Origin of the sequence: Paenirhodobacter populi (genome assembly GCF_004022215.1) — a bacterium.
GTDB lineage: Bacteria > Pseudomonadota > Alphaproteobacteria > Rhodobacterales > Rhodobacteraceae > Rhodobacter > Rhodobacter populi.
Window position 1 is genome coordinate 55,083 of sequence record NZ_SAUZ01000024.1, and the last position, 14,536, is coordinate 69,618.

Genomic DNA, 14,536 nt, shown 5'->3' on the forward strand with positions numbered 1-14,536 from the left:
GGACCGCCATATTCCGTGACGCATCATCGGTGACGCGGCGGGAACATGACCGGATCGGTCGTTGGCGGGCAGTTAGCACGCCAATCGACCGATGTGTAGCCCTAATTTTTCTCCGCCACCTGTTCGGGGGCATAATCTTTGGCGGGCTCCGGCGCCGCGTCCGGCGGTTGCGTCGCGTCGGGGCGGCCGATGATGACCGGCAGCATCTCGGCCCCGTTCGGCAGGGGCATCTGCGACTGCACCGGCTCGCGCCAGGACAGGGTGTCGAAGCCGCCGCAGTTTTCGCAGATCGGGGTCCAGTCGGACTGGATGTTCTGGCATTTGTCGCAGCACCATTGCGGCCCGCGCGGAGCCGTGAGTGCGCGGGTCAGCCAGCCGCGCACGACCGCATCGGCCGCGCCCTCGCCCCGCTCGATCGCGGCCATGATGGTCAGGACGCGCGCCGTCGGATGGGTGGTGACCAGATCGCCAAGGGCGCGCCGCGCGGCCGGGAAATCCTCGGCGGCGATGTTCAGCTCGGCGTCGAGCAGGCGGGTTTCCTCGTGATCCGGGCGCAGGGCCAGCAGCTTGCCGAAGCGTTTCAGCCGCGCCTCGGGGGTTTCCTCGGGCAGGATCGCGGCATAGACGGCCGCCAGATCGGGGTGGGGCTGGGCCTCCCACGCCTTGAGAATCACCCGCGACGCATGTTTCGGCTTGCCCTCGTCGATATAGGCGTGCGCAGCCATCACCGCGGCGGGGATCAGGTCGGGCGAGGCCTTGTTGGCGGCGATCGCGGCTTCGCGCGCCTCGATCGTGGCGCCTTCCTCGAAAACGCCCTTCGCCTCCTGCAGGGCCATCACGGCGTCGCGGCGGCGATGCACGTCTTTCGGCAGCAGGCCCTGCCAGCGCTTGGCGCTGAGCACCTCGCGCGCGCCCTTCCAGTTGCCCTTCTCGGCCTGCAGCTTCAAAAGCGCGTCCTGCACGTCCACGTTCGAGGGCTTCAGCGCATAGGCCTTTTCCGCAAGCTTCAGCGCCGTCGCGGTATCGCCTTCCTCCAGCTTCTGCCGCATCAGCCCCTGCACCCCGACAAAGCGGGTGCGGTCGTCGGACAGCAGGCGGCGATAGACCTCGGCGGCCTTGGTGCGGTCGCCCGCGACCTCGGCGGCCTGCGCGCTCAGCAGGTTGGTCAGTTCGGGCCGGTTGAGGTAGCGCTCCGCCCGCGCCGCCTTGGACAGGGCGAGCTTCCCCTCGCCCGAGGCGACGGCCAGCATCCCCTCGGCCAGCGCCTCATAGCCCTTGCGTTCGCGGTTCTGGTCGAAATAGCGGCCGATCGCGGTGTTGTCGCCGTTCACGAAGCGCAGGAAGGCGACGAGCAGCCCGGCCACGCGGATGATCAGCCAGATCACCAGAAAGACGATGATCGCCGCGATCACCGCCTGAAGCGGCCCGAAGGTGTATTCCGTGCCGGCAAAGATGAGGCGGAAGCCGTCGGTGCTGTCCGCCAGACGCGCGCCAATCAGCGCGAGCAGGCCGACGATGGCCAGAAAGACGGCGATCTTCACGAAGGACCAGATCATGCCATGTTCCTCACTGCACCGACTGGGCAAGCTCGCCCATCGCCTCGGTGGCGGCGATCCGCGTCTGCGCCTGCGAGATCCAGCCCGACAGCATCGCCTGCGCGGCCTGCGGCAGCGTGTCGATTTCCGACAGTGCCTTGCCGATATCGCCGGCATCGACGGCGGCCTGTGCGCGGGACAGGATCGCATCCGGGCTGTTGCCTTCGCGCGGGACGACGGAACGGGCGCCGGTCTGCGCCGTCAGGAAGGCCCCGGCCCTTTGCCAGAAGGTTTCGCCCGCCGCCGATTTCCGCGCGGCGGCAAGCGCGTTGCGCGCGGCCTCGGGGAAGCTCGCCTGAAGCACCGGCAGCGACGGGATATTCGCCCTGAGCGCGGCGGGAACGGTCAGGCCGGCGGCCTCGGCATCGGCGAGCGCGGGGGCCAGCGGCACACCGCTTTGCAGCGCCGCCGCGACCCGCGCGATCGACGCCTGCGCGATGGAGCGATGCACCGCCGCCTCGGATTCGGCGCGCAGGCGTTGCGTTTCGGCCTGCACGGTGTCGATCTGGGCGCGGGCGGCCTCCGCCGCTTCGGTGATCTGTTGCTGCGCGTCGGCGCCGGGCTGGCCAGCCGTCGCGACCTGCTGGCGCAGCCCGTCGATCTGGCTTTGCAGCGCGGCCACGGTGGAATCGTCGATGGGCGCGCCGTCCGGCGTGACGACGGGCCGGGTTTCCAGCGTGGCGAGCCGGTCTTCGACCGTGCTCAGCCGGTCCGTCAGGTTGCGCACGCCCGAGGAGGCCTCGTCCAGCACGCCCTGAACCCCGGACAGGTCCGCGGCCTGCGGCGGCGCGGCCTTGAGCGTGTCGATATCCGCGCGCAGCGAGTCGATCTGCGATTTCTGTTCGGCAAGCGCGGTGTCGAAGACGCTGGTATCGGGCGTGTAGGACGGCAGGAAGCCGGCAAGCTGCGGCGGCAGATGCGGCAGGGCGAAGATCGTGCCGCCCGCGCCGATCAGCGCCGCGACGACCCCACCAAGGACCAGCGGAACGAAGCCCGGACCCTTGTGGATCACCTGCGGTTGTGGCGGGGGGGCGGGGGGAACTGCCGCGGCGGGCGGTTCCGGCGTGACCTCTTCGGCGCGGGTGTCACCCTCGGACAGGGCTTCGATCAGGCGTTCCTCGGGCGGTTCGGGGGTGGTTTCCGGGGGGGCGGTCTCTTCGGCCACAGCCGGTGTTTCAGCCGCTGTTTCTGCGGGCGTCTCTGCCGGCGTTTCGGCGGGGACCTCCGGGCCGGTCGCTTCCGGGGGCGTCTCCGCCGGGGTGTGCGACAGATCCGCCGGTTCCGTGGCCGCGGGCAGATCCTTCGCCGCGGCGTCGCTTGCCCCGGAGGTTTCGGTTTTCGGTCTTGCCACGGCTTCGCCTCCATTCGCGCTACATATGCGCCCTTGTAACGCGGTCACTCTAGAGGGCAGTTCCCTTTCACTCAACCCGCGTGATCGTCGGCGATAAGCTGCCGCAGGGCGGTAAGCACGCCATCCGCATCCGGGTGCGGGGCGATGGCGATCCGCGCGGCGGCGATGGCGCGGGCGGCGGTGGGGGAAATCGCCGCGACCAGAAGGCGGGCGGCGGTCGTGCGGGGCAGGGCGGAGGCAAGCCTTTCGGCGCTGCGCGGTGAAAACACCGGGACGAGCACCGTTCCCGGACGGGACAGCAGCGCCCGGGCCTGTTCCGTCAGCGGCAGGTCCCGCTGATGATAGAGCACCAGCTCATCCGCCGCGATACCCGCTTGTTGCAGGCTCTGCGCCATCGGAAAGGCGCTTTCGGTCCCGCGCAGGTGCAGGAACGGCCCCGGGGAACGGTCGGCGATGATCCTTGCCGCCAGCGCGGCCGCATCGCCCGGCCCCTCGATCACCTGAAACCCGCTGTCGCGCGCGGCGCGGGCGGTGCGGGGACCGACGCACCATGCCATTCGCCCCGCCCCCGGACCCGCCAGCGCCACGGCGTTTTCCGAGGTGAAGATCACCCGCCGGTCCGGCGGCACCTGCGCCCCGGTGGGCGCGATTTCGGTCAGCGGCGCGATCACCACCGGCAGATCCCGGCCAAGCCGTTCCCGGCACAGCGCGGCAAAGCGCCGCGCCGCGGGCTCCGGCCGGGTCAGCAGCAGCGCGGGAAAGGGCTCGGTCATCGCGGTCCCGGGATTGCAGGGTGACTGCCCCGGTGTTACCTGCGAAGAACAAGCCATGCAACAAATGCCCATGACCCGCGCTCTGACCTTCCTTGGCATCGAATCGAGCTGCGACGACACCGCCGCCGCCGTCGTCCGCATGGGCGACGCGGGGCCGGAGATCCTGTCCTCGGTCGTCGCGGGGCAATATGCGCTGCATGAGGCCTATGGCGGCGTCGTGCCGGAAATCGCCGCCCGCGCCCATGCCGAGAAGCTGGACATCTGCGTCGAAAGCGCGCTGGCCGAGGCCGGGGTGCAGCTGGACGATCTGGATGGCGTCGCGGTGACGGCGGGGCCGGGGCTGATCGGCGGGGTGATGTCGGGCGTGATGTGCGCCAAGGGCATCGCCGCCGGGGCGGGGCTGCCGCTTGTCGGCGTCAACCATCTGGCGGGCCATGCGCTGACGCCGCAACTGACGGACGGGCTGGCCTTTCCCTATCTGCTGCTGCTGGTCTCGGGCGGGCATTGCCAGTTCCTGATCGTGCGCGGCGCGGATGATTTCACCCGCATCGGCGGCACCATCGACGACGCGCCGGGCGAGGCCTTCGACAAGACGGCAAAGCTTCTGGGCCTGCCGCAGCCGGGCGGCCCGGCGGTCGAGGCCGAGGCGGCCGAGGGCGATCCGAAGGCGTTCCACTTTCCGCGCCCGCTGCTGGACCGGCCGGGCTGTGACATGTCGTTTTCGGGGCTGAAGACCGCGCTGCTGCGTGCCCGCGACGGGGCGATGGCCGCGCGGGGCGGGCTGACGCGGCAGGACCGCGCCGATCTGTGCGCGGGCTTTCAGGCCGCCGTCTGCGATGTGCTGGCGGAAAAGACCCGCCGGGCGCTGAGCGAATATCTGGCGCTGTCCCCGGCCGAACCGGCGATCGCCGTGGCCGGCGGCGTTGCCGCGAACAAGGCGATCCGCGCGCGGCTGGAACAGGTCGCGGCCGGGGTGGGCGCGCGCTTTGCCGCGCCGCCCCTGCGGCTGTGCACCGACAATGCGGCGATGATCGCCTATGCCGGGCTGCGGCGGTTCCAGCTTGGCCACCGCGACGGGATGGATCTGTCGGCACGGCCGCGCTGGCCCCTGGATCAGGGGGCACCGGCGATGCTCGGCTCGGGCAAGAAGGGGGCGAAGGCATGACGGTGACCATTCTGGGGGCAGGGGCCTTTGGCACGGCGCTGGCGATCACGCTGGCGCAGAACGGGGCGGTGAGCCTTTGGGCGCGCGACGCCGCGCGGGTCGAGGAAATGAACCGCACCCGCCGCAATGACCGTCGTCTGCCGATGGCGGAACTGCCGGAGAACGTTGCCGTCACGGCGGATATCGACGCGGCGCTGACGGAAACCGTGCTGCTGGCGATGCCGATGCAGCAGATGGGCGGCTTCCTGCGCGAACATCGGGCGCGGCTGGACGGGCGCACGCTGGTCGCCTGTTCCAAGGGGATCGACCTTGCCACCGGCCACGGGCCGACGGCGCTGATCCATGCGACCTGCCCCGGCGCGCGGGCGGCGATCCTGACCGGGCCGAGCTTTGCCGCCGATATCGCGCGCGGCCTGCCCACGGCGCTGACGCTCGCCTGCGATACGGATGACGCGGCCTTGCAGGAACGGCTGTCGACGCCGACCCTGCGGATCTACCGCACCACCGACACCACGGGGGCGGAGCTGGGCGGCGCGCTGAAAAACGTCATCGCCATCGCCGCGGGCGTGGTGACGGGGGCGGAGCTGGGCGATTCCGCCCGCGCCGCGCTGATGACGCGGGGGTTCGCCGAAATGACCCGGCTGGCGATCCGCCTTGGCGCGCGGCCCGAGACGCTGGCGGGCCTCTCGGGCTTTGGCGATCTGGTGCTGACCTGCACCTCGCCCCTGTCGCGCAACTTCCGGTTCGGTCAGGCGCTTGGTCAGGGCGAGGGGTTCGACCCCGAAACCACGGTCGAGGGCGTCGCCACCGCGAAAGCCGTGGTGACCCTTGCCGGAAATCTTGGTATCGAGATGCCGGTCGCCGAGGTGGTGGCGGATCTGTCCGATCACCGCGTCACGGTGGCCGAGGCCATGCACGCGCTGTTGTCGCGCCCGCTCAAGGAGGAATGAGATGTATTTCGTGCTGAACTGCCGTGACAAGGAAGGCGCGCTGCAAACGCGGCTCGACAACCGGGACAGGCACCTGGCCTATGCCCGCGAAAGCGGCGTGGTCTTTGTCGGCGGCCCGCTGATCGAGAATGGCGGCATGGTCGGCTCACTGGTGATCATCGAGGTCGAGGATCTGGCCGCGGCGCAGGCCTTTGCCGCCGAGGATCCCTATGCCAAGGCCGGGCTGTTCGAAAGCGTCACCATCAGCGAATGGAAGAAGGTCATCAGCTGATGGCGAAATGGCTGTTCAAGTCCGAACCGGATGTCTTTTCCTGGGACGATCTGGTGGCGAAGGGCGCGGCGGGCGAGCAGTGGGACGGCGTCCGCAACTACCTTGCGCGCAACAACATGCGGGCGATGAAGATCGGCGAGCAGGGGTTCTTCTACCATTCCAATCAGGGCAAGGAGATCGTCGGCATCGCCGAGGTCTGCGCGCTCGCCCATCACGACACGACGACAGACGACCCGCGTTGGGACTGTGTCGATATCCGCGCCGTCCGCCCGGTGGCGCGGCCGGTGACGCTGGCCGAGGTGAAGGCCGAACCCCGGCTGTCACAGATGGCGCTGGTCACCTCGATGCGGCTGTCGGTGCAGCCGGTGACCGAAGAGGAATGGCGGATCGTCTGCGAGATGGCGGGGATCGAGCCTTGAAGGCATATCTTGCCTCTCGCGCGAATCTCTTCCCCTTCATTCTTCCACAAATATCCCGGGGGTGAGCCCGGGACGGGCGAGGGGGCAGCGCCCCCTTGCGCCCTGTCCGTGTGCGCGCCGATTCTGGTCTTGAAACGGAAACGAGGGTCCGGCCTCCCAAAGCCAGGACCCTCAACCCCCATGGCGCATAACGCGCACCCACCGGAAATGCTGAAACTCTCGGGTTCTGGCCATACTGGCCGACGGGGTTATGTTAGGATGGTCCCGAGGCTTCCGGCAAGGCGTGAATGTTGAAAATGCGATACATCCTTTCTCGCCGGTTCCGCGCATGACGCGGGTGGTGCTGGTCGCGCATGGTTCGCCCTCGGATCCCGTTCCGCCCGACCGGGTGCTGAAGGATCTGGCCGCGCAGGTGCAGGCGCTGCTCCCGGGGGTGCAGGTGCGGGCGGGCACGCTGGCGATGCCGGGCTCGTTCGAGGCGGCGCTGGCCGGCTGCGACGATCCCCTGATCTATCCGTTCTTCATGGCCGAGGGCTGGTTCACCCGGCGCGAACTGCCCCGCCGGATCGCGGCCGCCGGCGCGGGGGGACGGATCCTGCCGCCTTTCGGGCTTGAACCCGACCTGCCCGAGCTGATCCTCCGCACGACGCTCGCCGCCGCGGAACAGGCCGGGATGAACCCGCAATCGGCCGATCTGATCCTTGTCGCGCATGGCTCGCGCAGCCCCGGACGCGCGAAAGAGGCGCCGCTTGCGATGGCCGCAACGCTTGCGCGGATCACGCCTTTCGCCGCCATCCGCCCGGCCTTCATCGAGGAACCGCCCTTCGTCGCCGATGTCGCCGCGGGGGTGCGCGGGCTGTGCCTGCCGTTCTTCGCCCTGCGCGCAGGCCATGTGGGAATCGACATTCCCGCCGCCTTGCAGGAGGCGGGATTCTCCGGCCCGTTGTTGCCGGCGATCGGCGAACATCCTGAGGTTGCGGCGATCATCGCCCGCAGCCTTGGCCGTGCCCTGCTTTGTTACAAAGGGGCGTGAGGTTCCCCCCTGCTTCCTAACGAAAATATGCCGATCGGGACGGGTCTCAGGCGGAAATCCCCTCAATCGGGCGGGTTTTGGGGGTTGGATAGTGGAAGTCGTTAGGATTGCTGTTAGATAAGCGGTTCAAAACGCAGATAAACGGGTTGACCCCTTGAACAGTACGCATTGGTTGGTTGTCGATCTCGACGGAACATTGATCCGCACGGATATGTTGTTCGAGACTTTCTGGTTGAGGTCGTCGCAGGACTGGACGACGCCCTTCCGGCTTCTGCCCGATCTGTTGAAGGGGCGCGCCGCGCTCAAGGATCGGCTGGCCGGTCAGGTCGAGGTCGATCCCGCGGCGCTGCCCTACAATCCCGAGGTCATCGAGCTGCTGGAACGCTGGCGCGCCGCAGGCGGGCGGACCGCGCTGGTCACGGCCTCGAGCCAGCGGATCGCCGACCGGATCGCCGCGCATCTGGGCCTGTTCGACGAGGTGCATGGCTCTTCCGCCGTGGAAAACCTCAAGGGGCCGCGCAAGGCCGCCTTTCTTGACCGGCATTTCGGCCAGGGTGGCTATGCCTATGTCGGCGACAGCCGCGCGGATCTGGGGGTCTGGCCCTCGGCCACCGCGATCTACACCGTCGATTCGCGTCCGTCCGTTCGGCGCGCGGCCGAGGATATCGCCGCCCGCAACCAGGTCGAGATCCGCCATCTGGGTGCCCCGCGCGGATCCCTGCGCGCCTGGATGAAGCTCTTGCGCCCGCATCAGTGGCTGAAGAACATCCTGATCTTCGTCACGCTGCTGATCGCGCATCAGTTCGAGTGGCATGCCTTCGGGCTGGCGCTGCTGGCTTTCATCAGCTTCTGCCTCGTCGCCTCCAGCGCCTATATCAACAACGACCTGCTCGACCTTGCCGCCGACCGGGTGCATCCGCGCAAGCGCAAGCGGCCGCTGGCCTCGGGCGCGGTCCCGATCGAGCTGGGCACCGTGGTCTGGCCGCTGCTGCTGCTGGCGGGGGTGGGCTTCGCGCTGCTGGTGGGGGTGAAGTTCTTTGCGGTGATGGCGGTTTATTACGTCACCACCACGGCCTATTCGCTGCGGCTGAAACGCTTCATGGTGATCGACATCTTCGTCCTGTCGCTGCTGTATACGCTGCGCATTCTGGCGGGCGCGGTGGCGATCGGGGTGATGCCCTCGATCTGGCTGATGGCGTTTTCGATGTTCTTCTTCTTCTCTCTCGCGGCGGTGAAGCGGCAGGCCGAGCTTGTGGACGCCATCAAGACCAACCGCAGCGAGGTCGCCGGGCGCGGCTATCTGGTCGAGGACATGCCGATCATCTCGATGATGGGGCTGGCCTCGGGCTATGTCTCGGTGCTGGTGATGGTGCTGTATACCAATTCGCCCGAGGTGCGCGCGCTGTATGCCTCGCCCCGGATCCTGTGGGGGATTTCGGGCGTGCTGCTGTGCTGGATCACCTACATGGTGATGAAGACCAACCGCGGCGAGATGCACGACGATCCGGTGATCTTCGCCACCCGCGACACGATGAGCCGGATCGGCGGGCTGCTGGTCGTGTGCCTGTGCGTTCTGGCGGGTGTGAACTGGTGATGCGCGGCCTGCCCCTGATCCTGACCTATGCCGCCTTCGCCGCCCTTGCGATCATCGTCAACCTGGGCGTGCAGCGGCTGGTGCTGGCGACCTCGCTGCACTGGGGCTTTGGCGCGGGGGGCGGGCCGTTCGTCGCGGCGATGTTCTTCGGCACGCTGGCGGGGCTGGTGTTCAAATATGTGCTCGACAAGCGCTGGATCTTTGCCGACGACAGCACCGGGATCAAGGCGCATGGGCGGAAGTTCACGCTCTATACCTTCATGGGTATTTTCACGACAGCGATCTTCTGGGGCACGGAAAGCCTGTTCTGGTATCTGTGGCACACCGACACAATGCGCGAGGCCGGGGCGGTCTTAGGGCTTTGTATAGGATATGTGGTCAAATACTGGCTCGACCGGACGCTGGTTTTCACCACTTCAAGCAACACGGCGCAGGCCGGGCCAGATACGGGAAGACGATCATGACGAAACCCCCTGTTCTCATTCTTGGTGCGCGGTCGGACATGGCGCTTGCCGCCGCGCATGCCTTCGCCGCCAAGGGGCATCCGCTGCAACTGGCCGCCCGCGATGCGGCGCGTCTGGACGCCGCGCGGCAGGATCTGGAGCTGCGCCATCGCGTTTCGGTGACGCTGCATGACTTCGACGTGCTCGACCTTGCCAGCCATGCGGCCTTCCTCGATTCGCTGCCCGGGCTTCCGGGCGTGGTGATATGTGCCGTGGGCGCGATGGGGGACCAGACCGAAAGCGAACAGGACCCCGATCTGGCGGTGGCCGTCATGCGCACGAATTACGAGGGACCGGCCCATGTTCTGGGCCTGATCGCCAACCGTTTTCTGGCGCGTGGAAATGGAACGATCGTCGGCATCAGTTCCGTCGCCGGTTTGCGCGGGCGGGCGACGAATTATGTCTACGGCTCGGCCAAGGCGGGGTTCACCGCCTGGCTGTCGGGCCTGCGCAACCGTCTGGCGCGGCATGGGATCCATGTGGTCACCGTGCTGCCGGGCTTCGTCGCCACCCGCATGACCGAGGGGATGGACCTTCCCCCGCGCCTGACCGCGCAACCCGATGAGGTGGCGCAGGCGATCGTCTCGGCGGTGGAGCGGGGGCGCAACGTGATCTATGTGCGGCCGATCTGGCGGCTGATCATGGCGATCATCTGCGCCATCCCCGAGACGATGTTCAAGCGGATGAAGCTGTAACCAGTATCGGCGGGATCGTGATGAAACTTTCGGGTTGGGGCGCCTATCCCCGGATCGAGACGGAACTGGCCGCGCCGCGCGACGAGGCGGAGCTGGCGGAATTTCTGGTGCGTGGCGATGCGGTCGCGCGCGGTAACGGCCGGGCCTATGGCGATGCGGCGATCGGACGGCGGCGCACGCTGTCGACGCGGCATTTCGCGCATATGCTGGATTTCGACGCGGAAAGGGGCTGGCTGACCGCCGACAGCGGGGTGCTGCTGTCGGATGTGATTTCGGCCTTCCTGCCGCGGGGATGGTTTCCGCTGGTCACGCCGGGGACGAAATATGTCACGCTCGGCGGCATGGTGGCCTCGGACGTGCATGGCAAGAACCACCACAAGGACGGCTCTTTCCAGACCTGCGTGGAATGGTTCGACCTGATGACGCCCGACGGCCGGGTGCAGCGCTGTTCGCGCACGGAAAACAGCGAGCTGTTCTTCTGGACCTTCGGCGCGATGGGGATGACGGGCGTGGTGCTGCGCGTCTGCATGCGGCTCCTGCCGGTTGAAACCGGCTGGATCCGGCAGAAAAGCATCGTCGCCGGCAATCTGGCCGAGGCGATCCGGGTGTTCGAGGACAATCTGGACGCCACCTATTCCGTCGCCTGGATCGACTGCGTGGCGAAGGGGGCGGATCTGGGCCGCTCGATCATCATGCTGGGCGAACATGCGACGATCGGGCAGATCCCGCCCGACGACCGGCACCGGCCGCTGCACCTGCCGGTGCGGGGGAAGCTGAGCGTGCCGTTCACGCCGCCGGCCTTCTGCCTGAACCGGTATACGCTGCGGGCCTTCAACGCGCTTTACTTCCGGATGGGCGCGCGCAAGGCGGCAAAGCAGGGCGGTGTCAGTCTCGAACACTGGGACAGCTATTTCTATCCGCTCGATTCCATCCTCGGCTGGAACCGGATCTACGGGCGGCGCGGCTTCTTGCAATATCAATGCGTGATTCCGCTGGCGCAGGCCGAGGCGGGGATGTCCGAACTGATGGAGGCCACGGCCGAGGCCGGCGCCGGATCCTTCCTTGCGGTGCTGAAGCGTTTCGGCGCGCAGGAGAGCCGGATCTCCTTCCCGATGGAGGGCTATACGCTGGCGCTGGATTTCCCGGCGTCGGAGCGGAACCTGGCGCTGATCGGACGGTTGGAGGATATCGCCATTGCCCACGGCGGACGGTTCTATCTGGCCAAGGACGCGCATCTGACGGCTGCGCGCTTCCGCGCCTCGGAGCCGCGCGCCGAAGATTTCGCCCGGACCCATCGCCAATTCCATCCGATGATGGGGTCCGCACTTTCCGACCGGATCGGCCTGTGACCCCGAGAGGCTTCAGATGAACATGTTACGAGCCGAATTCGACAGGCTGATGGTGCGGACGGAATCCCAGCGGTGCTGGATATGGGCGCGGAGCGCCGACATCATCTACAGCGGCTTCTTCATCCTGCTGGCCTACATGACGACCAAATCCATCTGGTCGATCATCATGCGCACGCACAGCTACATGACGACGGACTGGGGCATCAGCTATGCCGGCGGCTTCGTGCGCCGGGGGCTGATCGGGGATGTGATCCTGCACCTGTCCCGCGCGTCGGGCCTGTCCTTCGCCGAAGTCACGGCCGTCATCGCGGTGGTGGCCAACCTTCTGTTCGTGCTGGGCGCGGCGCTTTTGTTCGCGCGGCTGCGCCACAATCACTGGGCATGGCTTTTGATCTACACGCCCGCCGGGCTGGCCTTTGGCGCGACGAACCCCGGCATTCTGGGGCACAAGGACGTGCTGTTGCTGGCGCTCGGGGCGATGCTGTTTTCCGGTGCGACGCTCCTGCCCGAGGGATGGAAGCGCACCACATGGGTTCTGTGCGGGCTTGCGCTGACCATCCCGCTGGTGCTGTCGCATGAAGGGCTGGTCATCTTCGTGCCGATCCTGTTCATCGCGCTGTCGGCGCTGCGCCTGACGCCGCCGGTCATCGGGGTGACGGCGCTGATCGTGCTTGGCCTTGGGGCGGCGGTTCTGGCCAGCGTCATGCACAGCGGCACGATCGCGCAGCGCGACGCGATGATCGAGGCGTTCTATGCCGCCCTGCCGCCGCAATGGTCGCTGGATTCGCTGGATGAATATGTCGCCTTCTGGTTCGTCGGGCAGAGCGTGACCGATACCTTCGCCTTTGTCGCCACGCGCAACTATATCGCGCTGTGGGAACTGCCCTTCGCCGTCGCCCTCGCCTTCGGCCCGATCGCGGTGGCCGCCTGTGGCCTGCACATCAGCCGCGCCTTTTCCGATCCGAAGGGCAGGATCAGCGCCCATCTGATCGTTCTGTCCTACGTGTCGCTGATCGCGCTCATGCCGCTGGTGATCGACTGGATGCGCTTCTTCATCGTGCTGGGGATCCTGACGGCGATGGCGATGGCGATGCGGTTGCGCCTGACCTGCGGGGATCGGGTCGAGACCCTGCCCGGCGCGGCTGCGACCCCCGAGAATGCCGCGTTCCGCTACATGCTGGGCTGGGTGCTGCTGGCGGCGCTGTTCGTGCTGACGCCGGGCAAGGTCTCGCCCTGGCTCGTGCATTTCGGCTGGAATGACATCCTGACGGTCGTTCTTGTGGGGATCGCCTCCGGCTGCTGGCCGGTTCTGGCCCGAAAGCGGCGGCAATGAGATGGCGCGGGGGAATGGCATGCTGAAGAGAAAAACCCGCATGGCGTTGCGCGTCGCCCTGCTGTCGCTGGCTCTGGCGCCGGGCGCGGCCTTCGCGCAGCCGCCCGAAGTGGTGCAGATTGCCAACCCGCTGGCGCAGCGTCTGGAGACGCGGCTGAAAACCGGGCGGGATTTCGGCGACTGGACCGCCTACCGGAACAAGCGCACGGGCAAGGGGCAATATTCGCTGGCCGCCACGACCGCGGTTGGACCGGATGGCACCCCGGCCATGCTGCTGATCAGTTGCGTCGAAAGCCAGCCGGCGGTTTCGGTGATTTTCGACGGTGAGGGCAAGATCATGCCGGGCCTGACGCGGATTGAGCTGCAACTCGACAATCATCCCGCCAGCGGAAATCTTGCCGCGCCGCTGATGGGGCGCGATGCCGTGGGCATATTCGACGTGCGGGCCTTCCTGCTGGTTCAGGACATGACCAAGAGCAGGACGATGGAGGTGTCCCTGCCCGGTCAGGAACACAGCTGGCGGTTCGGGGTCGAGGGGCTGGTCGATGCGATCGAATACATGCAGGATCAGTGCCGCCTCAGCTATCAGATCAACATCGTCCAGAGCGAGCTTGCGCAGGTGCAGATGCAGCTGCGCCTGAAGGGCTACGATATGCCGGCGACGGGTCTTATGGACGACCAGATGAAAAGCGCGACACGCGCCTTTCAGAAGAAGTTCGGCCTGCCCGAGACGGGGCGGCTGGATCAGCGGACCTACGATCTGATGCTGCATGTGATCAACGAGTGACCCGCCCGGTATTGGCCCGGGTTTGATCGGGTGGGGAAGGCCGGGCGTCAGCCCGGTTTTTTCTTGCGATGCGGCCGGCGATTCGCGAAAGGCGGCGGCCCGAGAGGGCCTGCAGGCCCCCGAACAAGCCGTCTGCCTCTTTCTCCAAATTCCCGAGGGATGGAGCGGATCACGAAGCCCCGCGGAATGCCGAACGTGCGAGGAGGCAGCGCCCCTGCCGTTTTCTTCGCCTGTGCCGGGATTTCTGTTCTGAAACGTCGTCCGGGGCACCGGGGCCGAAAGCGCACCCGCGCATGGGCGCGCCTGACGGGATCCGGCCCGTGCAACTTCGATGATAATCGCCGGACATGCCGGCCCGCGGCCCTGAGCCAGCGACGATCCCCCGGCTTCGCATCCCCTCGGAAACATCATGTCCGGCCCGGTGATGGAGGCCATGCGAGCGGGCGACGATTCGATGGATTCGCGGTGCCCGTCAGGGGTTCGATTTCACCATACGATATTTTATACAATATTATCAACATGTTACGAACATTCCCCTGAAAAAATCGTATTTTTCTGAGAAATGGGGTTGCGGGTGATTTGGAGTTTCCGTAGATAGCCCCTCACCGAAGCGGCGCAGGTTGCTGAGGCGGGACGGCGGCGGTGACGCGGTTGGTTCTGGAGATGGTGGATGTTGGCTGGGTCGCCAAGGGATTGGCGGACTGGTTGCTTTTGTTGT

Annotated in this window: 14 protein-coding genes; 11 read left to right on the forward strand and 3 right to left on the reverse strand. The window is 67.1% G+C overall.

The window, feature by feature from the left end; translation table 11 throughout:
• Positions 1–101 precede the first annotated feature (101 nt).
• From D2T30_RS18075 to D2T30_RS18085, 3 genes are all read right to left on the reverse strand, one after another.
• Entirely contained in the window at positions 102–1,556 is a 1,455-nt protein-coding gene (locus tag D2T30_RS18075; protein ID WP_128179996.1) for a heme biosynthesis protein HemY, read from the reverse strand.
• A gap of 10 nt (positions 1,557–1,566) precedes the next feature.
• Positions 1,567–2,946, reverse strand: a complete 1,380-nt coding sequence (locus tag D2T30_RS18080; protein ID WP_128210039.1) for a COG4223 family protein — start codon at positions 2,944–2,946, stop codon at positions 1,567–1,569.
• A gap of 71 nt (positions 2,947–3,017) precedes the next feature.
• Positions 3,018–3,719: a uroporphyrinogen-III synthase gene (locus tag D2T30_RS18085; RefSeq protein ID WP_128210040.1), complete on the reverse strand. Its 702-nt coding sequence runs from the start codon at positions 3,717–3,719 to the stop codon at positions 3,018–3,020.
• Between the two features lie 70 nt (positions 3,720–3,789).
• Between D2T30_RS18085 and tsaD the strand changes: the two genes are divergently transcribed.
• The 11 genes from tsaD to D2T30_RS18140 all read left to right on the forward strand — a co-directional run bounded on the left by tsaD (position 3,790) and on the right by D2T30_RS18140 (position 13,818).
• Positions 3,790–4,884: a tRNA (adenosine(37)-N6)-threonylcarbamoyltransferase complex transferase subunit TsaD gene (tsaD, locus tag D2T30_RS18090; RefSeq protein ID WP_128210041.1), complete on the forward strand. Its 1,095-nt coding sequence runs from the start codon at positions 3,790–3,792 to the stop codon at positions 4,882–4,884.
• Complete coding sequence (locus D2T30_RS18095; RefSeq protein ID WP_128210042.1) at positions 4,881–5,834, forward strand: NAD(P)H-dependent glycerol-3-phosphate dehydrogenase; 954 nt, start codon at positions 4,881–4,883, stop codon at positions 5,832–5,834. Before tsaD ends, D2T30_RS18095 begins: the two co-directional genes overlap by 4 nt.
• A gap of 1 nt (position 5,835) precedes the next feature.
• Positions 5,836–6,105, forward strand: a complete 270-nt coding sequence (locus tag D2T30_RS18100) for a YciI family protein (protein WP_128210043.1) — start codon at positions 5,836–5,838, stop codon at positions 6,103–6,105.
• On the forward strand, positions 6,105–6,524 hold the full coding sequence (locus tag D2T30_RS18105) for an EVE domain-containing protein (protein ID WP_128210044.1): 420 nt from the start codon (positions 6,105–6,107) through the stop codon (positions 6,522–6,524). Before D2T30_RS18100 ends, D2T30_RS18105 begins: the two co-directional genes overlap by 1 nt.
• A 328-nt stretch (positions 6,525–6,852) precedes the next feature.
• Positions 6,853–7,557 (forward strand): sirohydrochlorin chelatase, encoded by a 705-nt coding sequence (locus D2T30_RS18110; protein WP_128210045.1) that lies wholly within the window; start codon positions 6,853–6,855, stop codon positions 7,555–7,557.
• A 154-nt stretch (positions 7,558–7,711) separates the two neighbouring features.
• Positions 7,712–9,151 (forward strand): UbiA family prenyltransferase, encoded by a 1,440-nt coding sequence (locus D2T30_RS18115; protein ID WP_128210046.1) that lies wholly within the window; start codon positions 7,712–7,714, stop codon positions 9,149–9,151.
• Positions 9,151–9,615 carry a GtrA family protein gene (locus D2T30_RS18120; protein ID WP_128179980.1) on the forward strand — a complete coding sequence of 155 codons (465 nt, stop codon included), beginning with the start codon at positions 9,151–9,153 and terminating at the stop codon, positions 9,613–9,615. Before D2T30_RS18115 ends, D2T30_RS18120 begins: the two co-directional genes overlap by 1 nt.
• On the forward strand, positions 9,612–10,349 hold the full coding sequence (locus D2T30_RS18125; protein WP_128210047.1) for an SDR family oxidoreductase: 738 nt from the start codon (positions 9,612–9,614) through the stop codon (positions 10,347–10,349). Before D2T30_RS18120 ends, D2T30_RS18125 begins: the two co-directional genes overlap by 4 nt.
• Before the next feature lie 20 nt (positions 10,350–10,369).
• Entirely contained in the window at positions 10,370–11,698 is a 1,329-nt protein-coding gene (locus D2T30_RS18130) for an FAD-binding oxidoreductase (RefSeq protein WP_128210048.1), read from the forward strand.
• Positions 11,699–11,714: 16 nt separating this feature from the next.
• Complete coding sequence (locus D2T30_RS18135) at positions 11,715–13,031, forward strand: hypothetical protein (RefSeq protein ID WP_128210049.1); 1,317 nt, start codon at positions 11,715–11,717, stop codon at positions 13,029–13,031.
• A gap of 19 nt (positions 13,032–13,050) precedes the next feature.
• Positions 13,051–13,818 (forward strand): peptidoglycan-binding domain-containing protein, encoded by a 768-nt coding sequence (locus tag D2T30_RS18140; RefSeq protein WP_164881849.1) that lies wholly within the window; start codon positions 13,051–13,053, stop codon positions 13,816–13,818.
• Positions 13,819–14,536: the final 718 nt, after the last annotated feature.